Source organism: Acidiphilium sp. 20-67-58 (assembly GCF_002255515.1).
GTDB lineage: Bacteria > Pseudomonadota > Alphaproteobacteria > Acetobacterales > Acetobacteraceae > Acidiphilium.
This window is the reverse complement of sequence record NZ_NCAS01000033.1, coordinates 1-24,170: the sequence shown is the minus strand read 5'-3', so window position 1 is coordinate 24,170 and position 24,170 is coordinate 1. Positions and strand designations below refer to the sequence as shown.

20 protein-coding genes are annotated in these 24,170 nt (G+C 69.8%); 15 read left to right on the top strand and 5 right to left on the bottom strand.

The features are described 5' to 3' along the window. Positions 1-16 precede the first annotated feature (16 nt). From B7Z76_RS12630 to B7Z76_RS12615, 4 genes are all read left to right on the top strand, one after another. On the top strand, positions 17-1,624 hold the full coding sequence (locus tag B7Z76_RS12630) for a TolC family outer membrane protein (protein WP_291344302.1): 1,608 nt from the start codon (positions 17-19) through the stop codon (positions 1,622-1,624). Further along, the gene (locus tag B7Z76_RS12625) at positions 1,621-2,190 is read left to right on the top strand and encodes a DUF2497 domain-containing protein (RefSeq protein WP_291344300.1); all 570 of its coding nucleotides are present in this window, start codon (positions 1,621-1,623) and stop codon (positions 2,188-2,190) included. The genes B7Z76_RS12630 and B7Z76_RS12625 overlap by 4 nt, the downstream gene beginning before the upstream one ends. A 51-nt stretch (positions 2,191-2,241) precedes the next feature. Next, complete coding sequence (locus tag B7Z76_RS12620) at positions 2,242-4,917, top strand: valine--tRNA ligase (protein ID WP_291344299.1); 2,676 nt, start codon at positions 2,242-2,244, stop codon at positions 4,915-4,917. Between the two features lie 72 nt (positions 4,918-4,989). Further along, positions 4,990-5,820 carry an SPFH domain-containing protein gene (locus tag B7Z76_RS12615; RefSeq protein WP_291344297.1) on the top strand — a complete coding sequence of 277 codons (831 nt, stop codon included), beginning with the start codon at positions 4,990-4,992 and terminating at the stop codon, positions 5,818-5,820. A 132-nt stretch (positions 5,821-5,952) separates the two neighbouring features. Here the strand turns inward: B7Z76_RS12615 and B7Z76_RS12610 are convergent, their stop codons facing one another. From B7Z76_RS12610 to secB, 4 genes are all read right to left on the bottom strand, one after another. Then, positions 5,953-7,281 (bottom strand): TldD/PmbA family protein, encoded by a 1,329-nt coding sequence (locus B7Z76_RS12610; RefSeq protein WP_291344295.1) that lies wholly within the window; start codon positions 7,279-7,281, stop codon positions 5,953-5,955. Then, a complete protein-coding gene (locus tag B7Z76_RS12605) occupies positions 7,278-8,543 on the bottom strand; it encodes a pitrilysin family protein (protein WP_291344293.1) in 1,266 nt (421 codons plus the stop codon). Before B7Z76_RS12605 ends, B7Z76_RS12610 begins: the two co-directional genes overlap by 4 nt. Further along, entirely contained in the window at positions 8,540-9,943 is a 1,404-nt protein-coding gene (gene thrC, locus B7Z76_RS12600; protein ID WP_291344291.1) for a threonine synthase, read from the bottom strand. Before thrC ends, B7Z76_RS12605 begins: the two co-directional genes overlap by 4 nt. Before the next feature lie 65 nt (positions 9,944-10,008). Next, positions 10,009-10,509 (bottom strand): protein-export chaperone SecB, encoded by a 501-nt coding sequence (gene secB / locus B7Z76_RS12595; protein ID WP_174504216.1) that lies wholly within the window; start codon positions 10,507-10,509, stop codon positions 10,009-10,011. 84 nt (positions 10,510-10,593) lie between these two features. On the opposite strand from secB, the gene argC reads away from it, so the two are divergent. Beyond that, complete coding sequence (gene argC, locus B7Z76_RS12590) at positions 10,594-11,541, top strand: N-acetyl-gamma-glutamyl-phosphate reductase (protein ID WP_291344288.1); 948 nt, start codon at positions 10,594-10,596, stop codon at positions 11,539-11,541. A gap of 55 nt (positions 11,542-11,596) precedes the next feature. Further along, the gene (gene thpR / locus B7Z76_RS12585; protein ID WP_236656423.1) at positions 11,597-12,205 is read left to right on the top strand and encodes an RNA 2',3'-cyclic phosphodiesterase; all 609 of its coding nucleotides are present in this window, start codon (positions 11,597-11,599) and stop codon (positions 12,203-12,205) included. Between the two features lie 132 nt (positions 12,206-12,337). Here thpR and B7Z76_RS12580 read toward each other — a convergent pair whose 3' ends face one another. Further along, positions 12,338-13,837, bottom strand: coding sequence for a CoA-acylating methylmalonate-semialdehyde dehydrogenase (locus B7Z76_RS12580; protein WP_174504214.1), 1,500 nt, complete (start codon positions 13,835-13,837; stop codon positions 12,338-12,340). Positions 13,838-13,947: 110 nt separating this feature from the next. Here B7Z76_RS12580 and B7Z76_RS12575 point away from each other — a divergent pair, with 110 nt between their 5' ends. The 9 genes from B7Z76_RS12575 to B7Z76_RS12535 all read left to right on the top strand — a co-directional run bounded on the left by B7Z76_RS12575 (position 13,948) and on the right by B7Z76_RS12535 (position 24,004). Further along, entirely contained in the window at positions 13,948-14,835 is an 888-nt protein-coding gene (locus B7Z76_RS12575) for a LysR family transcriptional regulator (RefSeq protein ID WP_174504906.1), read from the top strand. Positions 14,836-15,003: 168 nt separating this feature from the next. Further along, complete coding sequence (locus B7Z76_RS12570) at positions 15,004-15,228, top strand: hypothetical protein (RefSeq protein WP_174504213.1); 225 nt, start codon at positions 15,004-15,006, stop codon at positions 15,226-15,228. Between the two features lie 200 nt (positions 15,229-15,428). Then, positions 15,429-16,478 carry an efflux RND transporter periplasmic adaptor subunit gene (locus B7Z76_RS12565; RefSeq protein WP_174504212.1) on the top strand — a complete coding sequence of 350 codons (1,050 nt, stop codon included), beginning with the start codon at positions 15,429-15,431 and terminating at the stop codon, positions 16,476-16,478. Next, positions 16,462-18,252 (top strand): ATP-binding cassette domain-containing protein, encoded by a 1,791-nt coding sequence (locus tag B7Z76_RS12560; protein ID WP_408736376.1) that lies wholly within the window; start codon positions 16,462-16,464, stop codon positions 18,250-18,252. The genes B7Z76_RS12565 and B7Z76_RS12560 overlap by 17 nt, the downstream gene beginning before the upstream one ends. Next, entirely contained in the window at positions 18,249-19,373 is a 1,125-nt protein-coding gene (locus B7Z76_RS12555; protein WP_174504211.1) for an ABC transporter permease, read from the top strand. The genes B7Z76_RS12560 and B7Z76_RS12555 overlap by 4 nt, the downstream gene beginning before the upstream one ends. Positions 19,374-19,378: 5 nt before the next feature. Continuing rightward, positions 19,379-20,485 (top strand): ABC transporter permease, encoded by a 1,107-nt coding sequence (locus B7Z76_RS12550; protein ID WP_291344282.1) that lies wholly within the window; start codon positions 19,379-19,381, stop codon positions 20,483-20,485. Positions 20,486-20,638: 153 nt separating this feature from the next. Further along, entirely contained in the window at positions 20,639-22,312 is a 1,674-nt protein-coding gene (gene hcp, locus B7Z76_RS12545) for a hydroxylamine reductase (protein WP_291344280.1), read from the top strand. A 203-nt stretch (positions 22,313-22,515) separates the two neighbouring features. Then, positions 22,516-23,526, top strand: a complete 1,011-nt coding sequence (locus B7Z76_RS12540; protein WP_174504208.1) for a 2Fe-2S iron-sulfur cluster binding domain-containing protein — start codon at positions 22,516-22,518, stop codon at positions 23,524-23,526. A 31-nt stretch (positions 23,527-23,557) separates the two neighbouring features. Then, positions 23,558-24,004 carry an Rrf2 family transcriptional regulator gene (locus B7Z76_RS12535; protein ID WP_174504207.1) on the top strand — a complete coding sequence of 149 codons (447 nt, stop codon included), beginning with the start codon at positions 23,558-23,560 and terminating at the stop codon, positions 24,002-24,004. Positions 24,005-24,170: the final 166 nt, after the last annotated feature.

The following is a 24,170-nucleotide window of genomic DNA, read 5'->3' as shown; positions in this document are numbered from 1 at the left end:
TATCATGATGGATTTGATGTCCGCATTTAAGGAGACAGCACTTTTGCGAGCAGAACGGGCGAGGCCGGGAGTCCGGCGGATTGCGGCGGCGCTTTCGGCAGCACTGCCGGCGGTGGCGTTGCTCGGCGCGCCGGTGGTGGCGTTGCTCGGCGCGCCGGTGGCGCGGGCGGCGGGCGGCGATCGCCCGTCGACGCTGACCGCCGCACTGGCGGAAGCCTATTCCAATAACCCGACCCTGCAGCAGCAGCGCGCGACGCTGCGCGCGACCGACGAGAACGTGCCGGCGGCGCTGGCCGGCTGGCGGCCGACGATCACCATCCAGGGCTCGGCCGGGCGGGTGGACGAGACCTCGGAATCGGCGTTCTACGCCACCAGCATCACCGGCGCGCCAGTCCTGACGCGCAACAGCCTGACCGCGGCGCGCAACGAGGCCAGCGGGCAGATCACCGTCAACCAGTCGATCTTCGATGGCGGGCTGACGATCGCCAAGGTTCACCAGGCGAAGAACGACGTCTATGCCGCGCGGGCGCAGCTGCTCGCGACCGAGCAGGACGTGTTCGGCAAGGTGGTGACCGCCTATGTCACCGTGATTACCGACCGGCACCTGCTCGACCTCGACCGCAGCAACGAGGGTGTGCTGGCGCAGCAGCTCCGCGCGGTGAAGGACCAGTTCAAGGTTGGCGAGATCACCGAGACCTCGGTGGCGCAGGCCGAGGCCTCGCTGGCGGGGGCGCAGGAGCAGATCGCGGTGGCGAAGGGCAACCTGCACATCGCCGAGGAGAATTTCCGCCAGCTGGTCGGCGCCTATCCGGCGAAGACGCTGGTGCCGCCGCAGCCGCTCGCCCTCGGGCACCAGGGCAAGGCGGCGCTGGCGCGCGCGGCGCTGGCCAACAACCCGGCGGTGGTCGCGGCGCTGTTCACCATGGCGTCGAAAAAGGACGGGGTGGATGCGGCGGTGGCCGGGCTCGGGCCGCAGCTCTCGCTCTCGGCCTCGGCCTTCGACCAGTCCAACCCCGGCGGGCCGCATTCGCGCGCCACCGGCGGGCAGATCCTCGCCAATCTCACCATCCCGCTCTACCAGGGCGGCAAGGAATATGCCGCGATCCGCCAGGCGCGGGACAATGTTCAATACGCCTATGCCGGGGTGATCGACGCGCAGCGCGCCGCCGTGCAGCAGGCGACCCAGGCCTTCGAGGGGTTGCAGGCGGCGCGGGCGGCGATCGTCAGCAGCCGGGCGCAGATCAGGGCCGACGCCATCGCGCTCGACGGCACCGAGCGGCAGGAGATCGTCGGCACGCGCGACACGCTCGACGTGCTGAACGCGCAGCAGCTGCTGTTCAACGCGCAGACCACGCAGATCCAGAACATCGCCACCGAGGTGAACGAATCCTACGCCATCGCCGCGGCGGTCGGCCGGCTGACCGCGAGCGACCTCGCTCTGCCGGTCACGCAATATGACGATCTCAAATATTATGACACCGTGAAGGGCGCGCTGTTCGGCAACGGCAACGAAGCCTTCCGCAATGCCGGCATCACGCCGGACGGCACCCTCCTCGCCCGGCCCAAAACGACGCCGAGCGGGCCCAGCGAACTGCACATCAAGCCAGGGGGCACCAACCCATGAGCGGAACGCCACCGGATCCCGCGGCCGAACCCTCGATGGACGAAATCCTTTCCTCCATCCGCCGCATTCTCAAGGACGATGACCCCGTCGCCATGCCGGCGGCGGAGACGGCGCAGGCCGGCGGCGCCGCACACGCCGCGGCGAAGCCGGTGCTCGACCTCGACCCGACGATGATGGTCGCGGAAGGGCGCATCGCGCCGAAGCCCGAGGGCGAGCTTCAACAAGGCGGCGCCATGGCGGCGGGGGCGACGCTGTCGCGCGCCACACCGCCGGGCATGGCGACGGAGCAGACGATCGATACCGAAGCGGTCGCGCTGCGCGATCCCGAGCGGCTGGTCAGCCCTGCCGCGGCACAGCGCGCCGCCGAGCATATCGGCACGCTGCGCCGCACGGTCGCACCGGAGCGCGGGCTGTCGCTCGGGCGCGGCGACATCACCGTCGAGGACCTGGTGCGGGCGGAATTGCGGCCGATGCTCAAGGCCTGGCTCGACGAGCATCTGCCCAACGTGGTCGAGCGGATCGTGCGGTCGGAAATCGAACGGCTGATCGGCGAGGACGGCCCGTAAGCGGCGCCGGGCGGGCTTTCGTCCCTGCCCGGTTTCGCGCATAAGGGCGTCATGCTGGACAAGACTTTCGACCCCGCCGCGTTCGAGACGCGGCTTTACGAAATCTGGGAAAACGCCGGTGCCTTCGCCGCCGATCCCACGCGCGCGGCCGCACCCTTCACCATCATGATCCCGCCGCCCAACGTGACGGGGAGCCTGCATGTCGGCCATGCGCTGACGATGACGCTGCAGGACGTGCTGATCCGGCATCACCGGATGAGCGGGCGGGACGCGCTGTGGCAGCCGGGCACCGACCATGCCGGCATCGCCACCCAGCTGATGGTGGAGCGCGAACTCCAGCGCGAGGGCACATCGCGCCAGGAGATCGGCCGCGCGGCGTTCCTCGACCGGGTGTGGAGCTGGAAGTCCGAGCAGGGCGGCACCATCACCCGCCAGCTGCGCCGGCTCGGCGCCTCGCCGGACTGGTCGCGCGAGCGCTTCACCATGGACGAGGGCCTGTCGGAAGCGGTGCGGACCATTTTCGTCCGGCTGTTCAATGACGGGCTGATCTACCGCGCCAAGCGGCTGGTGAACTGGGACCCGGTGTTCCGCTCGGCGATTTCCGACCTCGAGGTCGAGATGCGGGAGGTGAAGGGCAATCTCTGGCACCTGCGCTACCCGATCGAGGGCACGGAGCGGACCATCACGGTGGCGACGACGCGGCCGGAGACGATGCTCGGCGATACCGCGGTGGCGGTGCACCCGACCGACGAGCGCTATGCCGACCTGGTCGGCCGCACCGTGATCCTGCCGATCACCGGGCGGCGGGTGCCGATCGTTGCCGACGAGCATTCAGATCCGGAGAAGGGATCGGGCGCGGTCAAGATCACGCCGGCGCATGATTTCAACGATTTCGGCGTCGGCCAGCGGCATGGGCTGGCGATGCCCTCGGTGCTGGACCGCGAGGCGCGGGTCACCCTCGCCGAGATCCGCGCCGAATGCGCGCCGGCGGATGCGGCGTTTCTCGATGGTCTCGACGGGCTGGACCGGTTCGAGGCGCGGCGGCGGATCGTAGCACATCTCGACGAGATCGGCGCGCTGGAAAAGATCGAGCCGCATGTGCACGCGGTGCCGCATGCCGACCGCTCGAACGCGGTGATCGAGCCGCTGCTGACCGAGCAATGGTTCTGCAACGCCGAGGCGCTGGCGGGGCCGGCGATCGCGGCGGTGGAGGACGGGCGGGTGCAGTTCGTGCCGAAATCGTGGGAGAACACGTATTTCGCCTGGATGCGCAATATCGAGCCCTGGTGCATCTCGCGCCAGCTCTGGTGGGGGCACCGGATTCCGGCCTGGTATGCGCCGGATGGGAGCGTGTTCGTCGCCGAGACCGAGGCGCAGGCGCAGGCACAGGCCGAGGTGCGTTTCGGCGCGAGCGTCGCGCTGCGGCAGGACGAGGACGTGCTCGACACCTGGTTCTCCTCCGCCCTCTGGCCGTTCTCCACCCTCGGCTGGCCGGAGCAGACGCCGGAGCTTGCCCGCTACTATCCGGGCGCCGTGCTGGTCACCGGGTTCGACATCATCTTCTTCTGGGTCGCCCGGATGATCATGATGGGGATGTACGCGATGGGCGACGTGCCGTTCCGCACCGTCATGATCAACGGGCTGGTGCGCGACGAGCGCGGCCAGAAGATGAGCAAGACCAAGGGCAACGTGATCGACCCGCTGGCGCTGATCGACCAGTTCGGGGCGGATGCGCTGCGCTATACGGTGATCGCGCAGAGCGGGGCCGGGCGGAACATCAAGCTCGGGCCGAACATGGTCGAGGCCAATCGCAGCTTCGTCACCAAGCTGTGGAACGCGGCGCGGTTCTGCGAGATGAACGCCTGCCGGCCGGAGGCGGCGTTCCGCCCGGAGGCGGCGACGCTGCCGCTCTCGCGCTGGATCCTCGATGCGGCGAACCGCGCCATCGTGGAGGCGACCGAGGCGCTGGAGGGGTTCCGCCTCGCCGATTATGCGCAGGCCTGCTACCGCTTCACCTGGGGCGATTTCTGCGACTGGTTCCTCGAACTGGCGAAGCCGGCTCTGGCCGGCGATGACGAGGCCGCGCGCGAGTTGCGGGCGGTGGCCGCGCATGTGCTGGGCCTGCTGCTGCGGCTGCTGCATCCGGTGATCCCGTTCGTCACCGAGGCGCTATGGGACGAGTTCGGCTATGGCGCGCCGGGTTCGTTGATCCGCACCGCCTGGCCGGTGCCGGCCCCGGTGGCAGAGGCGGCCGCGGCGCGGGACGAGGTGTCGTGGGCGATCCGCGCGATTTCGGAAATCCGCGCCGTGCGCAGCGAGATGAACGTGCCGGCGGCAACGCGGATCGACCTGCTGATCCGCGATGCGGCGCCGCAGACGCTGGCGCGGGCGGCGCGCTGGCGCGAGGAGATCGGCCGGCTCGCCCGGGTGGCCACCCTCGCCCCGCTGGAGGGCGAGATGCCGCAGGGCGCGGCGCAGGCGATTCTCGACGAGGCGACGCTGGTGCTGCCGCTCGCCGGCATCATCGACCTCGCCGCCGAGCGCAAGCGGCTGGCGACGACGCGGGCCAAGGCCGAGGCCGAGGCCGGCAAGCTGCGCGGCAAGCTCGGCAACGAGGATTTCGTCCGCCGCGCGCCGGAAGAGGTGATCGCCGAGAACCGCGAGCGGCTGGAAGCGGCCGAGGCGGAGATGGCAAGGCTGGACGCCGCCCTCGCCCGCATCGCATGATCGGCGGAGCAGTTTCGGCCGCGTGACGGCCACCGCGCGGGGCGGTGGCGGGGCGGCGCAGGGAGATGCGGGATGAACCGTTCCGCCGCGACCATCGCCGTCATTCTCGTCGTGCTCGGCGTGCTCATCGCCGTGCCGCTGCAATTGCCCGCCCCGGGCGCCATCGTGGCGCTGCTCGGCATCGTCTGCGGGCTGACGCTCAGGACAGCGAACGAATGGGAGCGCGCGGTGGTGCTGCGGCTCGGCCGCTTCGCCGGCATTCGCGGGCCGGGCGTGTTTTTTATCATCCCGGTCATCGAGACGGTCTATGTGCTGGTCGATACCCGCAAGCAGAGCACGATCATCAGCGCGGAGAACACGCTGACGCTGGATGGCGTTTCGGTCGCGGTGGATTCGGTGCTGTTCTGGAAGGTGGAGGATGTGCGGCGGGTGGCGACCGAGCTGACCGATTATCGCGCGATGATCGGCCAGGTGGCGCAGACCTCGCTGCGGGAGATCATCAGCGGGATGGTGCTGGGCGAGATTCTCGGCAATCGCGAGACGATGGATGCGAAGATCCGCGCCGCGATCGCCGCCAAATCCCAGGATTGGGGGATTGGCGGGATCGCGGTCGAGATTCGCGACGTGCGGATCCCGGCCGAGCTGAACGACGCGATGAGCCGCAACGCGCAGGCGGAGAAGGAGAAGCAGGCGCGGGTGACGCTGGCGAGTTCGGAAGTGGCGATTGCCGAGCAGATCGTCCATGCCGGGGAGGTTTATGCCGCCAACCCGATGGCGCTCAAGATCCGGCAGATGAACCTGGTTTACGAGATGAACAAGGACCGGGGGGCGACGATCCTGCTGCCGACGGAGCTGGCCGGGGCGATGACCGCCGCGCTGAAGGGGCTGACGCCGGAGGGCTGAGCCTCAGGCGCCTGCCGCCTAGAGCACTTTCCGATCCGATTGGATCGGATGTAGTGCTCTATCATATTGATAAGTCGAGCATCATCCGATCAGATGATTCCATCTGATCGGATGATGCTCTAGCCGGCCGGTTCAGGCTCCGGCGATCGTCATGCTCTCGATGCGCAGCGTCGGCGTGTCGGTGCCGCGGCGGAATTCGAGGTCGTTCGCCGGGGTGAGATGGAGGAACATCTCGCGCAGATTGCCGGCGACGGTGAGTTCGGCGACCGGCTCGGCGAGCTGGCCGTCGCGGATCATGAAGCCGGCGGCGCCGCGCGAATAATCGCCGGTGATGCCGTTCACGCCCATGCCGATCAGCTCGATGACGTAGAGGCCGAGGCCGATATCGGCGATCAGCGCCTCGGGCGAAAGCGCGCCGGGCTGCATGTAGAGGTTGCTCGGCGCCGGGGATGGCGGGCCGGACGTGCCGCGGGCGGCGTGGCCGGTGGTGGCGAGGCCGAGCTGGGCGGCGCTGCGGGTATCGAGCAGCCAGGTGGTGAGCCGGCCATCCTCGATCAGCGCGCGGCGGGAGACGGTCTGGCCCTCGCCGTCGAAACTGCGCGAGCGCAGGCCGCGGCGGCGCAGCGGATCGTCGATGATGGAGATGCCGGGGGCGAAGATCGCCTGGCCCATCGCATCCTTGAGGAAGCTGGTGCCGCGGGCGATGGACGCACCGTTGATGGCGCCGGCGAAATGGCCGAGCAGGGAGCCGGCGACGCGGGGGTGATAGACCACCGGGAGTTTCGCGGTGGCCGGGCGGCGCGGGTCGAGCCGGCTGACCGCGCGCTCGGCGGCGGCGCGGCCGAGGGAGGCGGGGTCGGCGAGGTCGGCGCCGTGGACGGCGGCGGAATATTCATAGTCGCGCTGCATCCCCACCCCTTCGCCGGCGATGGGCGAGACGGAGATGCCGTGACTGGAGCGGGAATAGGCGCCGGCGAAGCCGCGCGAGGTGGCCAGCGCGACGTGGCTGCGCGACCAGGAGGCGCCCGCACCCTCGGAATTGGTGATGCCCTTGACCGCGAGGGCGGCCTCTTCGGCCGCGGCGGCGCGGGCGAGCAGCGCCTCGACGCCGGGTTCGGCCGGATCGTCCATGTCGAGCGGGGCGGAATCGGGCGGGGGCGGCGCGTCGGGGATGGTGGAGAACCGATCCTCGGGGACGACGCGGGCCATCGCCACCGCCTGTTCGGCGAGGCGGGCGAAGCCTGCGGGGTCGATCGCGCCGGAGGAGACGATGGCGCTGCGGCTTCCCACAAACACGCGCAGGCCGACCGTGTCGCTCTCGGAGCGCTCGATCTCCTCGACCTTGCCGAGGCGGCGGCCGACGGAGAGCGAGGTGCCGGAGCCCATCAGCGCATCGGCGGAATCCGCTCCGGCGCGCTTCGCGGCGTCGAGCAGGGCGTCGAGCAGGGCGAGCCGGTTCACGCGGCCAGCCTCTCGATGATTTTCGGCATTTGCGGCACGCGGCCGACCGGGCCGATCGCGGCAAGCGTGGGCTTGGCGCGGAAGATGCGGGTGGCGACGCTGGTGATGTCGTCCACCGTCACGGCATCGATTTTCGCGACGGTTTCGGCGGTCGGGACGATGCGGCCGAAGATCTGCCACTGGCGGGCGATCTGCTCGCAGCGGCTGCCCGTGCTTTCCAGCGACATCAGCAGCCCGGCCTTGACCTGGGCGCGGGCGCGGCGGAGTTCGGCCTCGGAGACGCTCTGGCGGACCTTGGCCAGCTCACCGAGGGTGACGGGGACGAGTTCCGCCGCCTCGGCCTCGCCGGTGCCGGCATAGATGCCGAACAGCCCGGCATCGCGCGCCGGCAGGGCGAAGCTGTAGATCGAGTAGACGAGGCCGCGCTTCTCGCGGATTTCCTGGAACAGGCGCGAGGACATGCCGCCGCCGAGCAGGGTGGAGAGCAGCATCGCGGCGTGGAAATCGGGATCGGCGTAGCCAACGGCGGGGAAGCCGAGGACGAGATGCGCCTGGTCGAGATCGCGCAGCTCGCGGTATTCGCCGCCGGCGTAATCGGCCGGCAGCGGCTCGGCGCGGGTCGCGGCCGGCAGGTCGGCGAAATGCTTCGCCACGAGATCGACCACGCGGGCGTGTTCGAGATTGCCGGAGGCGGCGACGACGAGGTTCTCGGGCGTGTAATGCGCCTTCATGTAGCGGCGCAGCGCATCCGGCCCGATGGCGCGGATTATGTCCTCGGTGCCGAGGGTGGGCCAGCCCATCGGCTGGTCGGGATAGGCGGCGAGCTGGAAATGGTCGAACACGATATCGTCCGGCGTGTCGTTCGCCTGGCCGATCTCTTGCAGGATGACGCCGCGCTCGCGCTCGAATTCCGCCGGATCGAAGGTGGAATGGCAGAGAATGTCGCCGATGATGTCGATGCCGAGGGAGAGATCCTCCTTCAGCAGCTTCACGTAATAGGCGGTCTGCTCGCGCGAGGTGTAGGCGTTGATGTGGCCGCCGACATCCTCGATCGCCTCGGCGATGGCGGCGGCACTGCGCCGCTCGGTGCCCTTGAAGGCCATGTGTTCGAGGAAATGCGAGACGCCGTTTTCCGCCGCCGTCTCGTGGCGGGTGCCGACGCCGGCATAGGCGCCGAAGGAGACGGTCTCCACCCGGTCCATCCGTTCGGTCAGGATGGTCAGGCCGGAATCGAGTTTCGTCACCTGCACTGTGTCACTCATGCATCGTTCCTGTGCGCGAAATGGCGGACCAGGGTCTCGACCTCGCCGAGGCTGTTGGCCGCGCGTACGAAATGTTCATCCCGATGATATAGGTCGGCCAGCCGCTCTGGCAGCCCCGGGCGGATGCCGATCGCGCGGTGCATCGCATCGGGGAACTTCGCGGGGTGCGCGGTTGCCGCCGCGATGACCGGCACGCCGACCGGGGCGGCGGCGCGGGCGGCGGCGATGCCGATCGCGGTATGCGGGTCGGCCATGTAGCCGGTTTCGGCGCGGATCCGGGCGATTTCGGCAAGGGTCGCCGCATCGTCGAGGGCGAGGCCGGCGAAGTCCCGCCGGACCGACTGCCAGACCTCGCTTGGAACCTGCATCGAGCCGGTGGCGCGGAAATCGGTCATGGTGCGGGCGGTGGCCGGCGCATCCCTGCCCAGCGCCTCGAACAGGAGGCGCTCGAAATTCGAGCTGACCTGGATGTCCATCGAGGGGGAGACGGTCTCGACCACGCCGGCGGTGCGCATGTCGTTGGCGGCGAGGAAGCGGGCGAGAATGTCGTTCGCATTGCTGCCGACGATGAAGCGCTCGATCGGCAGGCCCATCTGGCGCGCCGCCCAGGCGGCGAGGATGTTGCCGAAATTGCCGGTCGGCACGGCGACGGCGACCGGGCGGTCCGGCGCGCCGAGGGCGAGGGCCGCGGCGACGAAATAGGGGATCTGGCCGGCGATGCGGGCCCAGTTGATCGAGTTGACCGCCGACAGGCGCAGCTCGGTGCGGAAGGGCGCATCGGCGAACATCGCCTTGACCAGGTCCTGGCAGTCATCGAACGTGCCGGAGAGGGCGATGTTGAGGACGTTGCGGGCGTTGACCGTGGTCATCTGCCGGCGCTGGACCTCGGAGGTGCGGCCCTCGGGGTGGAGGATCGCGATATCGACCCGCAGGCGGTCGCGGCAGGCCTCGATCGCGGCGGAGCCGGTGTCGCCGGAGGTGGCGCCGACGATCGTCACCCGCTCGTCGCGGGCGGCGAGGACATGGTCGAACAGGCGGCCGGCGACCTGGAGGGCGAGATCCTTGAAGGCGAGGGTCGGGCCGTGGAACAGTTCGAGCACGAAGAGCGAGGGTTCGAGCTGGACCAGCGGGACCACGGCGGCGTGATCGAAGCCGCGATAGGACGCGCGGGTGATGGCTTGCAGATCGTCGAAGCCGATGGCGCCGCCGGTCATGAACGGGGCCATGACGCGGGCGGCCAGCTCGGCATAGGGCAGGCCGCGCAGGGCGCGCCATTCGGCTGGCGAGAAGGTCGGCCAGCTCTCGGGGACGAACAGCCCGCCATCCTCGGCGAGCCCGGCGAGCAGGACGCCGTCGAAATCGCGGGACGGGGCCGCACCGCGGGTGGAGACGTAGCGCATCGGCAGGTCGTTCCTGGAAAAGCGTCAGCGTGCGGCGCCGCGCGCGGGGGCGGCGCCGCCCCGGATCAGGCGTTGGCGGCCGGCTGGCCCTCGGCCTCGGCGCGGCGGGCCTGCCAGAGGCCGACGAAATCGACCGGGCCGAGCATCACCGGCGGGAAACCGCCATCGCGCGTGACATCGGCGAGGATGTTGCGGGCGAAGGGGAAGAGCAGGCGCGGGCATTCGACCAGCAGCACCGGCTCCATCTGGTTTTCCGGGATGCCGGTCAGGGTGAACACGCCGGCATAGGCGAGGTCGGCGATGAAGACGGTCATTTCCTTGCCGGCTTCGGCGCCGTTGCCGGATTCGGCGGGGGCCGGATGGGTCGCCTCGGCGCGGGTGGTCAGGGTCACCTCGAAGACATCGGCATCGTCCTGCAGGCGCTGGACCTGGACGTCGAGATTGATGTTCACGTTCGGGGCCTGGCGGAGAAGCGTGTAGATCGAGGGCGCACCGGGCACCTCGAAGGACAGGTCCTTGGTGTACTGGATGTTGAGGGTGAGCGGCGCGATCTGCGATTCAGACATGGGGGGTGGCTCCGTTTGACTGGAGGCCCGCCTAGCACAGGGCCGCGTTTGGTGCCAGCATGGCGGGACGAGGAGTGTTGGACCATGAACAGGAGCGTGTTCATCGATGGCGAGGCCGGCACCACCGGCCTGCAGATTGTGGAGCGGCTGCGCCGGCTGCCGGGGGTGGAGCTGCGCAGCCTCGATCCCGCGCGGCGCCGCGACCCGGCGGCGCGGCGGGCGATGATGGAAGCGGTCGATCTCGTCGTGCTGTGCCTGCCGGACGAGGCGGCGCGCGAGGCGGCCTCGATGGTCGAGGGCATGGGCAGTGCGGCGCCGCGCCTGCTCGACGCCAGCACCGCGCACCGCGTCGCACCCGGCTGGACCTATGGCTTCGCCGAACTCGCGCCGGGACAGGCGGCGGCGATCGCGGCGAGCCCGCGGGTCGCCAATCCCGGCTGCTATGCCACCGGCGCCATCGCGCTGCTGCGCCCGCTGGTCGATGCCGGGTTGGTGCCGGAGGATCATCCGGTCGCGATCAATGCGGTGTCGGGCTATTCGGGCGGCGGCAAGGCGATGATCGCGGATCATGAGCAGCAGGGCGGGCCGGCCTTCGAGCTGTATGCGCTGTCGCTCAACCACAAGCACCTGCCGGAGATCGCGGCCCATGCCGGGCTCGCGCGGCGGCCGATCTTCGTGCCCTCGGTCGGGCATTTCCGCCAGGGGATGCTGGTGTCGATCCCGCTGCATCTCGACGCCCTGCCCGGCCGGCCGACGGCGCGCGAGATCGGCTCGGCGCTGATGGAGCGCTATGACGGCGGCGGGCAGGTGGTGGTGCGCCGCACACCCTGCGAGCAGCGGGTCCAGGCGGCGGTGGCCGAGGGGTCGGACCTGATGGAGCTGTTCGTCTTCGAGAACGAGGCGGAGAGCCAGGCGGTGCTGGTGGCGCGGCTCGACAATCTCGGCAAGGGCGCCGCGGGGGCGGCGGTGCAGAATATCGGCCTGATGCTCGGGCTGGCGGCGCGGCAGGCGGCGGAGGCCTCCTCCGCCTGAGCTTGACCCGCCGCGGCGCGCCGCCCACCATGCGCGCCGAGAGGAGGGCATTCCCATGCGACTGTTCATCGCCCTCGACCTGCCGCGGGAGATCCGGCAGACGCTCGCCGGCTTCGCCTTCAACCTGCCGGGGGCGCGCTGGGTGCCGGCGCAGAACATGCACATCACGCTGCGCTTCATCGGCGAGACCGGGCGGCTTCAGGCCGAGGAGATCGACCACGCGCTCGCCGCGATCCGCGCGCCGGGGTTTCCGCTCACCCTCGCCGGCGCCGGCTGGTTCGAGAAGGGCGGCCGGGCAAGCTCGCTGTGGATCGGGGTCGAGCGGAACCCGGCCTTGCTGCATCTGCAATCGAAGATCGAGACCGCGCTGCGGCGGATCGGGCTGGCGCCGGAGCGGCGGCGCTACGCCCCGCACGTGACGCTGGCGCGGATGGACCTGCCGGTGGGGCCGCGCTTCGCCGAATTCGTGCAGAGCCACAATCTCTACCGCTCGCCGCCGATCGGGGTGGAGCACATGATCCTGTTCAGCTCGCAGCTCAGCGCCGATCATCCGGCCTATACGGCGGAGGTCGAGTATCCGCTCGGCGCGGCGGCTGGCCGGCGCGAAGATGAGCGCGAGGAGGCGGATGTGGAAGAAGGCAGGGACGAAGGGGACTGGCGGTAGGGCAGAGCATTATCCGATCAGATGGAGTCATCTGATCGGATAATGCTCTGGGGTCCGGGCCTGGCGGGGCGGACATGGAAACGGCCCGGATCGGGGGATCCGGGCCGCCCCACGGTCAGGCGTGAGCCTGCATTACTTCATCGTGGGCATCACGAATTCGGCGCCGGCGCGGATGCCGGTGGGCCAACGGGTCGTGATCGTCTTGAGCTTGGTGTAGAAGCGCACGCCTTCCGGCCCGTGCATGTGGTGGTCGCCGAACAGCGAGGCCTTCCAGCCGCCGAAGGAGTGGAACGCCATCGGCACCGGGATCGGCACGTTGATGCCGACCATGCCGACCTGGATGCGGTGGGCGAATTCGCGGGCCGAATCACCGTCGCGGGTGAAGATCGAGGTGCCGTTGCCGAATTCATGGGCGTTGATCATGCCCGCCGCCTCGTCGAAGCTGCCGGCGCGGACCACCGAGAGGACCGGGCCGAAGATTTCCTCGCGGTAGATCTTCATCTCCGGGGTGACGCGGTCGAACAGCGTGCCGCCGATGAAGAAGCCGTTCTCGTAGCCCTGGCGGCGGAAATCGCGCCCATCGACGACCAGCTCGGCGCCGGCGGCGACACCCTCGTCGATATAGCCGCGCACCTTGTCGAGATGCTGGCGGGTGACGAGCGGGCCCATCTCGGCCTCGGGATCGGTGCCCGGGCCGATGCGCAGGTCGCGCACGCGGGGGGCAAGGCGCTCGACCAGCGCGTTGGCGGTTTTCTCACCGACCGGGACGGCGACCGAGATCGCCATGCAGCGCTCGCCGGCGGAGCCATAGGCCGCACCCATCAGGGCATCGACCGCCTGGTCCATGTCGGCGTCCGGCATGATGATCATGTGGTTCTTCGCACCGCCCAGCGCCTGGGCGCGCTTGCCGTGGCGGGCGGCGGTTTCGTAGATGTAGCGGGCGATCGGGGTCGAGCCGACGAAGCTGACGGCGGCGATGTCCGGGTGGGTCAGCAGCGCGTCAACCGCGGTCTTGTCGCCATGCACGACGCTGAACACGCCATCCGGCAGGCCGGCTTCCTTCAGCCATTGCGCGAGCAGCAGGGCGGCCGAGGGGTCGCGCTCGGAGGGCTTGAGGATGAAGCTGTTGCCGCAGGCGAGGGCGACGGGGAACATCCACATCGGCACCATCGCCGGGAAGTTGAACGGCGTGATGCCGGCGACGACGCCGAGCGGCTGGCGGACGGAGTGGCTGTCGATCCTGGTGCCGACATTCTCGGTGATCTCGCCCTTGAGCAGCAGCGGGGCGGCAGTGGCGAACTCGACCACCTCGATGCCGCGCTGCACCTCGCCCTTCGCATCCGAGATCACCTTGCCGTGCTCGGCGGAGATCACCGCGGCGAGATCGTCGATGCGCTCTTCGAGGATGTGCAGGAAGCGGTTGAGGATGCGCGCGCGGCGCAGCGGCGTGGTTTCGGCCCAGCCGGGAAAGGCCTTGCGGGCGGAGGCGATGACCGCCGCGATCTCGGCTTCGGAGGCGAGCGGAACCTGGGCGGCGACCTCGCCGGTGGCGGGGTTGTAGACCGGCGCGGTGCGGCCGCTCTGGCCCGGCACGAGGCGGCCCTCGATGAAATGCTGGATCTCGGTCGGCATGGAATGGTCCTCCGTCTTGTTTGATGGCGGGATGTGTTTTCGCGCTTTGAATTCCGCATATCAACACCCAGGATTGCGGCATCGATGTGCGTGAAATAACGTCATGCGCGATGCAGTGGGACCGGATCAGGATTTTTCTCGCGATTGCGCGGCAGGGCCAGATTCTCGGCGCGGCGCGGCAGCTGCGGCTGAACCACGCGACGGTGGGGCGGCAGCTTTCGGCGCTGGAGGCGGAGCTGGGGGCGAAGCTGTTCGAGCGGCATACCGGCGGCTGCACCCTGACCGGGGCGGGCGAGGCGCTGCTGATCGCCGCCGAGCGGGCGGAATCGGAGTTCCTGCGCGTCGGCACTGCGCTGGCGGGCACGGCGGAGACGGTTTCGGGCGTCGTGCGCGTCGGCGCGCCGGACGGGCTCGGCAATTATTTCCTCGCCCGCGAGCTTGGCGCGCTGGCGGCGCTGCACAAGGCGCTGACGATCCAGCTGGTGCCGCTGCCGCGCACCTTCTCGCTGTCGCGGCGGGAGGCGGACCTGGTGATCACGCTGGAACAGCCGCAGCAGGGGCGGCTCGTGGTGCGCAAGCTCGCGGATTACACGCTCAGCGTCTATGCCGCCGCGTCCTATCTCGACCGGCACGGGCCGATCCGGCGGCAGGAGGATCTCGCCGGGCACCTGCTCGTCACCCATGTCGAGGAACTGGCCTACAGCCCGGCGCTCGACTACGCGGCGACGCTCGGGCGGATCATGGAGCGGCATTTCGAGTGCGGCAGCGTGGTCGGGCAGATGGAGGCGGTGCGGGCGGGGCACGGGATCGGCATCCTGCACGATTACGCCGCCGCCGGGTTTCCCGAGCTGCGCCGGCTGCTGCCGGAAATCCGCTTTACCCGCAGCTACTGGCTGATCGCCCATCCCGATACCTACCGGACCCGGCGGGTGAGCGAGGTGGCGCGGCATATCGGCGCGCGGCTCGCGGCGGCGCGCGCGGAGCTGGTGTTGCCCTGATCGGGCGCAAGGCGCGGATCGATACAATTCGCGCATGAATGTTATTGAAAGTCCGGAGGTTCATCGAAGCGTCACACAGGCCCATCTCCAACTCCGTAAGCCGGCTGCTCCCTGCCGGCGGAAACCGACGGAACGGACAACGAGCCTTCCGCGACAAGGAGAAGATCAATGACGAAGACAATGAAGATCATGGCGGCGGTTGCAGGTTTGACGGTGATGACGGCGGGCAGCGCGATGGCGGGCCAGCTGCAGGCCAACAGCCAGCCGATCGCGGCCGAGGCCTCGCACAACCCCACCGTGACGTTCGGCAACAGCGCCACCGCCGGCACCCCGGCCGGGACGCAGACGCCGGTGACCACCTCGCCGGGCTTCACCCCGTTCGCGGGTAACTGAGACCCTGGCTATCCCGGCCCCTCCGGGGCCGGAGGATGACGGCCCTTCCGGGGCCGTGAGGATGACGAAAGGCGGACGTGGCCAGGCCACGCCCGCCTTCTTCGTGTCTGGTCCCGCGCGGATTGATCGGGATCAATGCGGAGATACGGCCCGGCTTCCAGGATCGGTCGTGCAACACGCCATCCGGAAGGAGACGCTCGGTGCCGAAACTGCCGCCGCGAACCGCCCGCCTTGCTCTTGCGGCGGTGCTGCTGGCTGCCGCGCTCGCGGCGGTGATGTTCCTTCTGGACCGGACGCCGCGCCGCACCGCGCTCGTTCTCTATGGCAATGTCGATCTGCGCGAGACGATGCCGGCCTTCGAGGTGAGCGGGCGGGTGACGCGGCTGCTGGTGCAGGAGGGCGCGCCGGTGCGGCGGGGTGAGCTGCTCGCGACGCTGGATGCGACCTTGTATCAGGATGCCCTCGCCGCCGCCGAGGCCGATCTCGCCGGGCGCAAGGCGGCGCTGGCGAAGCTGCTCGCCGGCTCCCGCCCGGAGGAGATCGCGCAGGCGCGGGCGACCATGCAGGCGCTGCTCGCACAGGCGGAGAATGCGGGGCTCGCCTATCGCCGGCTCGCCACCCTCAGCCGCCGGCACGCCGCGAGCCTGCAGGACCGGGACAATGCCCGCGCCGCCTTCCGCAGCGCGCGCGACCAATATACCGCGTCGCGCCAGGCCTATCTCCTCGCGGTGAAGGGGCCGCGGGCGGAGGACATCGCCGCCGCCCGCGCCGCCCTTGACGCGGCGCGCGCCGCCGTCGCCCTCGCCCGGCGCAATCTCGACGAGACCCGACTGCGCGCGCCGCAGGATGGCGTGATCGAGGACCGCATCCTGGAGACCGGCGACATGGCCTCGCCGGCAACGCCCGTGTTCACCATCGCCCTGCCCTCCCCGCTCTGGGTGCGCGCCTATGTGCCGGAAACCGCGCTCGGGCGGCTGCGCCCCGGCATGGCGGCGAGCGTGAGCACCGACAGTTTTCCCGGCACGCGCTATCGCGGCTGGGTCGGGTTCATCTCGCCGAGCGCCGAGTTCACGCCACGCACGATCGAAAGCCCGGACCTGCGCACGGCGCTGGTCTATCGCATCCGCGTCTATGTCTGTGATCCGCGCGGGCAGCTGCGGCTCGGCATGCCGGCGACGGTGCGGATCGGGACGGCGGCGGCGGTGACGGGGGATGCCGGCTGCGGGGGCGGGCATGATGGCGGGCGATGACGCGCCGGCGCTGCGCCTCGACCGGGTCTGCCGGCGGTTCGGCGGCGGCGGGCGGGTGGTCGACGCGGTGGAGGAGGTCAGCGCCGCGGTGGCGCATGGCGGGATCACCGGGCTGATCGGCGCCGACGGGGCGGGCAAGACCACGCTGATGCGGCTGATCGCCGGGCTGCTGCGGCCGGATCGCGGCGGGATCGAGGTGCTGGGCATCGATGTGCGGCGCGATCCGCTCGCGGTGCAGGGGGAAATCGGCTACATGCCGCAGCGTTTCGGGCTGTACGAGGAGCTGACGGTCCGGGAGAATCTCGACCTCTATGCCGATCTGCACGGGGTCGCGGCGGCGGCGCGGGAGGCGCGCTATGCCACGCTGATGGCGATGACCGGGCTTGCGCCCTTCACGGCGCGGCGGGCGGGGCGGCTTTCCGGCGGGATGAAGCAGAAGCTCGGCCTCGCCTGCACGCTGGTGCAGCCGAAGCGGCTGCTGCTGCTCGACGAGCCGACCGTGGGGGTCGATCCGGTCTCGCGCCGGGAATTGTGGGAGATCATCGACCGGCTGACCGCGCGCGAGGGGGTGACGGTGCTGTTCAGCACCGCCTATCTCGACGAGGCGGCGCGCTGCCGCGATGTGTTGCTGCTGCACGAGGGGCGGCTGCTGGCGCAGGGCCCGCCGGAGCGCTTCACCGCGCCGATGGCGGGGCGGATTTTTCGCGCCGCCGCACGGGAGGGCGGGCGGCGGCGGTTGCAGGCGGTCCTTGCCGCGACGCCCGGGGTGATCGACACCGTGATCGAGGGGCGGTTCGTGCGGGTGGTGAGCGAGGCGGCCTCCTGGCAGACGCCGCCGGGGATCGACCTCGTGGCGGCGGCGCCGCGCTTCGAGGACGGGTTCGTCGATGCGCTGCTGCGCGCGCGCGGCACGGCGCGGACGGGCGCGCCCGCCGCCCCTGCCCTGCCGGCTCCGGCGAGCGGGGCGGCGAAGACCGTCATCGCGGTGGAGCGGCTGACGCGGCGGTTCGGCGATTTCATCGCCGTCGACGCCATCAGCTTCGAGGTGCGGCGAGGCGAGATATTTGGCCTGCTCGGCGCCAACGGGGCGGGGAAATCGACCACGTTCCGCATGTTGTGCGGCCTGCTGCCGGCAAGCGGCGGGCGGCTCGACGTCGCCGGCTACGACCTCAGGCGCGCGGCGGCGGCAGCACGCGGGCGGATCGGCTACATGGCGCAGAAATTCTCGCTCTATGGCGATCTTACCGTGGGCCAGAACCTCGCCTTCTTCGCCAGCGCCTACGGGCTGCGCGGCGGGCGGCGGGCGGCGCGGATCGGCTGGGCGATGGCGGAATTCGGGCTCGGCGCGATGCGCGACGCCGCCGCGCGCGACCTCGCCCTCGGCTATCGCCAGCGCCTCGCCCTCGCCGCAGCGCTGATGCACGCGCCGGACATCCTGTTTCTCGACGAGCCGACCTCGGGTGTCGATCCGCTGGCGCGGCGGGAGTTCTGGCGGCGGATCGGCGCGCTGGCGGAGGCGGGGGTGACGGTGCTGGTCACCACCCATTTCATGGAAGAGGCCGAGTATTGCGACCGGCTGGTGATCATGGCGCAGGGGCGGATTCTCGCCGAGGGCACGCCGGATGCGATCCGCGCCGGGGCGGCGGACGCGAGCCGGCCTGACCCGACGATGGAGGATGCGTTCATTGCCGTGATCGGCAAGGCGACCGGCGCGGAGAACGGCGCGGAGACCGGCGCGGAGTTTGGCGCGGAGACCGGGGGCAAGGCGGCATGAACGGCGCGGCACGGCGGCGGGTGCGCGGGCTGATGCGCAAGGAGGTGGTGCAGATCATGCGCGACCCGTCCGCGCTGGCGATCGCCTTCCTGCTGCCGGCCATCCTGCTCTGGCTGTTCGGCTATGGCGTGACGCTGGATGCGCGGCGGGTGCCGCTCGGCATCGTGGTGGAGCAGCCGGGGGCGCTGGCGGCGAGCTTCGTCGCCGGGTTCGACCGCTCGCGCTATTTCGCGCCGCACCGCTATCAGAGCGGCCAGGCGGCGGAGCGGGCGATGGCGGCGGGCAAGGTGAGCGGCATCGTCTGGCTGCGCGTCGATTTCGGCCGGCAGGCGCGCACGGCGCGGGGCGCGCCGGTCGGCATCGTCATCGACGGGGTCGACGCCAATACCGCGCGGCTGGTGGAGGGCTATGTCCGGCAGGTCTGGGCCTTGTGGGTGGTGGCGACGGCGGCGCGGCAGGGGACGGGCGATCCGATCCCGCTCGATATCCGCCCGCTTGTGCGGTTCAACCCCTCGGTCAACAGCCGGCATTATCTCATCCCCGGGCTGATCGCGCTGATCATGACGCTGACCGGCGCGCTGCTGACCGCCCTCGTCATCGCCCGCGAATGGGAGCGCGGGACGATGGAGGCGCTGATGGTGACGCCGGTGACGCTGCGCGACATCCTGATCGCCAAGCTGGTGCCGTATTTCGCGCTCGGCATGGGCGGGATGTTCGGCTCCGTCGCGATCGCGGTGCTGCTGTTCGGCGTGCCCCTGCGCGGCTCGATCGTCGTGCTCACCTTCTGCGCCGCGCTGTTCATGCTGGCGACGCTGGGCATGGGGCTGGTGATCTCGACGGTGGCGCGCAACCAGTTCGTCGCCGGGCAGATCGCGCTGATCACCACCTTCCTGCCGGCCTTCATCCTGTCGGGTTTCGTGTTCGACCTGCACAGCACGCCGGGCTTCGTGCAGGCGATTTCGCATGTGGTGGCGGCGCGGTATTTCATTGCGATATTGCAATCGGTTTTCCTCGCCGGCGACGTGTGGAGCGTCATCCTGCCCAATGCGGCGTATCTCGCGCTGCTGGCGGCGATCTTTCTCGCCCTCGCGCGGGCGCTGGCGCGCAAGCGGCTGGACTAGGCGGGATGGCGCGCATCATCGCCCTCGTCATCAAGGAGTTGCAGGCGATCCTGCGCGACCGCAGGGGGCGCGTGGTGCTGTTCGCCGCCCCGCTGATCCAGCTGATGGTGTTCGGCTATGCCGCGACTTTCGATCTCAACCGCGTGCCGGTCGCGATCTATGACCAGGATGGCAGCGCGGCGTCGCGGCAGCTGGTGGCGCGGTTTCTCGGCGCGCCCGCTTTCGCGCTGGCGGACACGCTGCACAGCGATCACCGGATCGACGCGCTGATCGATTCCCGCGCGGTGCAGATGGTGCTGGTGATCGGCCGGCATTTCACCCGCGACCTGCTGCGCGGGCGGGCGGCGCCGGTGCAGGTGATCGTCGATGGGCGGAATTCCAATACCGCGCTGATCATCGAGGGGTATGCGAACACCATCCTCACCGGCTTCGACGATGCGTGGCGGGCGGCGCGCGGCGGGCGCGGGCCGCCGGCGCATGTGGTGATCCGGGCGCGCTACAATCCGGCGCTGCGCTCGCAATGGTTCGTGGTGCCGGGGATCGTGGCGCTGCTCACCCAGGTGGTGACGCTGGTGGTGATCGGGCTGTCGGTCGCGCGCGAGCGCGAGGCGGGGACCTTTGACCAGCTGCTGGTCACGCCGCTGACAGAGCTCGACATCCTGATCGGCAAGAGCGTGCCGGGGCTGCTGATCGGCATGGTGGAGGCGAGCGTGATCGTGCTCGCCGCGGTGTTCTGGTTTCATGTGCCGCTGCGCGGGAGTATCGGCGCGCTCTATGCCGGGCTGCTGCTGTTCGTCACCGCCGTCACCGGCGTGGGGCTGGCGATTTCGGCGGTCTCGGCAACGCAGCAGCAGGCGCTGCTCGGCGCGTTCCTGTTCATGGTGCCCTCGGTGATCCTGTCGGGCTTCGCCACGCCGATCGCCAACATGCCGCTCTGGGTCGAGCGGATCACGCTGGTCAATCCGCTGCGCTACATGCTGGTGATCGTGCGGGCGACCTTTCTCGAAGGGGCGGGATTCGCAACGCTCGCCGGGCAGCTCTGGCCGATGGCGGCGATCGGCGCGGTCAATCTTGGCCTCGCCGCCTGGCTGTTTCGCAAGCGGACGACCTGATCGCGCGCCCGCGTGATGCAGGCGACCTGATCATGCGCCCGCGTGATCCAGATCAAGGCAGGGGCGGATTTTAACAGTCATTTGAAATGAGCCTTTTGGCGCCGGCCGCACGGCCCCGCCCGGGAGGATCACCAGCGAAGGGAACCGGATTTCATGTTTTGCTTTCAGTGCGAACAGACGATGCACTCCGAGACCGGGGCCGCCGGCTGCGGCGGGGCGAAGGGTGTGTGCGGCAAGGACGAGGCGACGGCCGACCTTCAGGATGTGCTGATCCATCAGCTCAAGGGCATCGGCCAGTATCTGACGCGGTTGCAGGCGTTCGGGCAGCGGGACGAGGCGGCGGACAGTTTCGTGCTGTATGCGCTGTTCACCACGCTGACCAATGTGAATTTCAACCGGACCCGCTTCGTCGAGATGATCGCGCGGGCGGCGCAATTGCGCGACCGGCTGCGCGACGCCCATGCGGCGGCGGCGCGCGCGGCCGGGCAGGCGCCGGAGGTGCCGGGCGGGCCGGCGTCGTTCGTGCCCGCCGATTCGCTGGTGGGGCTGCTGGCGCAGGCGCATGTCGCCAGCGTGCGCGCCGGCGCCGAAGCGGCGGGCGAGGACGTGATCGGCATGCGCGCCCTGCTGCTCTATGGCCTCAAGGGGGTTGCCGCCTATGCCCATCATGCCGAGGTGCTGGGCGAGACCCGCACGGCGATCGCCGAAGGGGTGGCGCGGGTGCTCGACCTGCTCGCCGGCGATCCGGTCGATCTCGAGGCGATGCTGGAGGAGGCGCTGGCGCTCGGGCGCATCAATTTCATCGTGATGGAAGCGCTGGATGCGGCGAATACCGGCACCTATGGCACGCCGGTGCCGACGCCGGTGCGGATCACGCCGGTCGAGGGCAAGGCGATCCTGGTGTCGGGGCATGATCTGCGCGACCTGCACGCGATCCTGGAAGCGACGAAGGGGACCGGCATCAACGTCTATACCCATGGCGAGATGCTGCCGGCGCATGGCTATCCGAAGCTGCACGCCTATCCGCATCTCGCCGGCAATTACGGCACCGCCTGGCAGAACCAGCAGGCCGAGTTCGCCGCCTTCCCCGGCCCGATCGTGATGACATCGAACTGCCTGATCGAGCCGCAGCCGCTCTATCGCAACCGCATCTTCACCGCCGGGCCGGTGGGCTGGCCGGGGCTGCGGCACATCGCCGATGGCGATTTCGCGCCGGTGGTGCAGGCGGCGAAGGCGCTGCCGGGGTTCAGCCGCACCGGGCCGGAGCGGACGGTGACCACCGGCTTCGGGCGCGAGGCCGTGCTGGGGGCGGCGGAGCAGGTGATCGGCGCGGTGAAATCCGGCGCGATCCGGCATTTCTTCCTGATCGGCGGCTGCGACGGCGCTGCCCCCGGCCGCAACTACTATACCGAGTTCGCCGAGCAGGCGCCGTGCGACACGGTGGTGCTGACGCTGGGCTGCGGCAAGTACCGCTTCAACACGCACGAATTCGGCACGATCGGCGGGCTGCCGCGGCTGCTCGATATCGGCCAGTGCAACGACGCCTATTCGGCGCTGGTGATCGCCCAGGCGCTGGCCGGGGCCTTTGGCTGCGGGGTGAACGAGTTGCCGCTGTCGCTGGTGATTTCGTGGTTCGAGCAGAAGGCGGCGGCGGTGTTCCTGACGCTGCTGGCACTCGGGGTGCGCAATGTCCGGCTTGGGCCGACGCTGCCGGGCTTCCTGACGCCGGCGCTGCTCGACATCCTGGTCAACCGCTTCGGGGTGCGGCCGATCACCTCGGCCGAGGCCGACATCGCCGACGCACTCGCGCCGAAGGCGGCGGCCTAGAGCATCATCCGATCAGATAGAATCATCTGATCGGATAAAGATGCTCTATTTGTCAAAAAGATAGAGCACTACATCCGATCCGGAAGGATCGGAAAGTGCTCTAACGATCACAAGCCGGGACGGCCACGCGCCGCCCCGGCCCCCGCATCCGCATCCGCATCCGAACCGGGGATCGACCCCCAGGAACCGCCAGGAACCGAACAATGAGCGACATCACCCTTTTCACGCGCGACGGGGCACGCCTCGGCGTCATCTGCCCGCCGGGCGAGACCGTGCTCGCCGCCGCCGAGGCAGCCGGGCTGTTCCTGCCCTCGATGTGCCATGAGGGCAGTTGCGGCCTGTGCCGCGCCGAAATCGCCAGCGGCGACCACGATGCCGGCGGGCAGCCTGGCGAGACGATGACCCGCGACGTGCTGCTCTGCCAGTGCCGCCCGACCTCCGACATGACGGTGGCGTTGCCTTATGCCGAGTCGGCGATCCTGCGGCACCGCGCGCCGACGCGCGAGGCGGTGATCGAGCGGATCGCGCCGGCGGGGGCGAGCGCCGTTTCGCTCGTCCTGCGCCTGCTGCCGGACGCCGAATACGGCGAGGCCGCTGATTTCGTGCCGGGCCAATACATGGAGGTGGCGATTCCGGGCGCCGGGATCCGCCGCGCCTATTCGCTGGCCAACCTGCCGAACTGGGACGGGCGGATGGAGTTCCTGATCCGGCTCGTGCCGGGCGGGGCGTTCTCGACCTGGCTCGGCGCCGGGGCGAAGCCGGGCGATGCGCTCTCGCTGCGCGGCCCGCTCGGGCGGTTCACCCTCGACGACACGAGCCCGCGGCCGCGCTGCCTCGTGGGCGGAGGCTGCGGCCTCGCGCCGCTGCTCTCGATGCTGCGCCATCTCGCCGACTTCCAGGACATGCAGGAGACGCACCTGATGTTCGGCGCCAATCGCGAGGCGGAATTGTTCGCGACCGCGGAGATCGCCGATCTCGCCACACAGCTGCCCGCCCTCGCGGTGACCACCGCGATCTGGCATCCGGAGGGCGACTGGGCGGGGTTCGTCGGCACTGCGGCCGAGGCGCTCGACAGATTCCTCGCAACAGCCGCGAACAAGCCGGATGTCTATGTCTGCGGCCCGCCGCGTCTGGTCGAGGCGGTGGTCGCGACGGCGCGACGTCATGGCGTGCCGGCGGCGCAGATCCACGCCGAGGAAATGCAATTTCGTTGATCCGGCGCGGCGGCGGCGTTAGGGGTGGTGAATGCATCTCACAATGTTCACCGATTACGGCCTGCGGGCGCTGATTTTCCTCGCGTTGCGGCCGGACGATCATGCGTCGATCCCGGAAGTGGCTTCCGCCTACGGGATTTCGGAGAACCATCTGACCAAGGTGGCGCACGCGCTCGGCCAGAAAGGGCTGGTCGAGACCATTCGCGGCCGCAATGGCGGAATGCGGCTCGCGCGGCCGGCAGAGCGGATCGGGCTCGGCGAGGTGGTGCGGGCGATGGAGCCGAGCCTCGCGCTGGTGACCTGCCAGGAGGGCGGGGCCTGCGCGATCGGCGGCTGTTGCGGGTTGCACGGGGTGATGAACGAGGCGCAGGCGGCACTGCTCGCGGTGTTCGACCGCTATACGCTGGCGGATGTCGTCACACCCGGGGATGCAAGGCTGCTGGCGCGGCTGGGGATTGCTCCGCCGCCCCCGCGCTAGAGCACTTTCCGATCCGATTGGATCGGATGTAGTGCTCTAGCATATTGATAAGTCGAGCATCTTTATTCGATCAGATGATTCCATCTGATCGGATGATGCTCTAGGCTCTGGACTCAACTGATCCAAGATGTGACGGCGAGGACGAGGCAAATACCAGCGAGGAAAT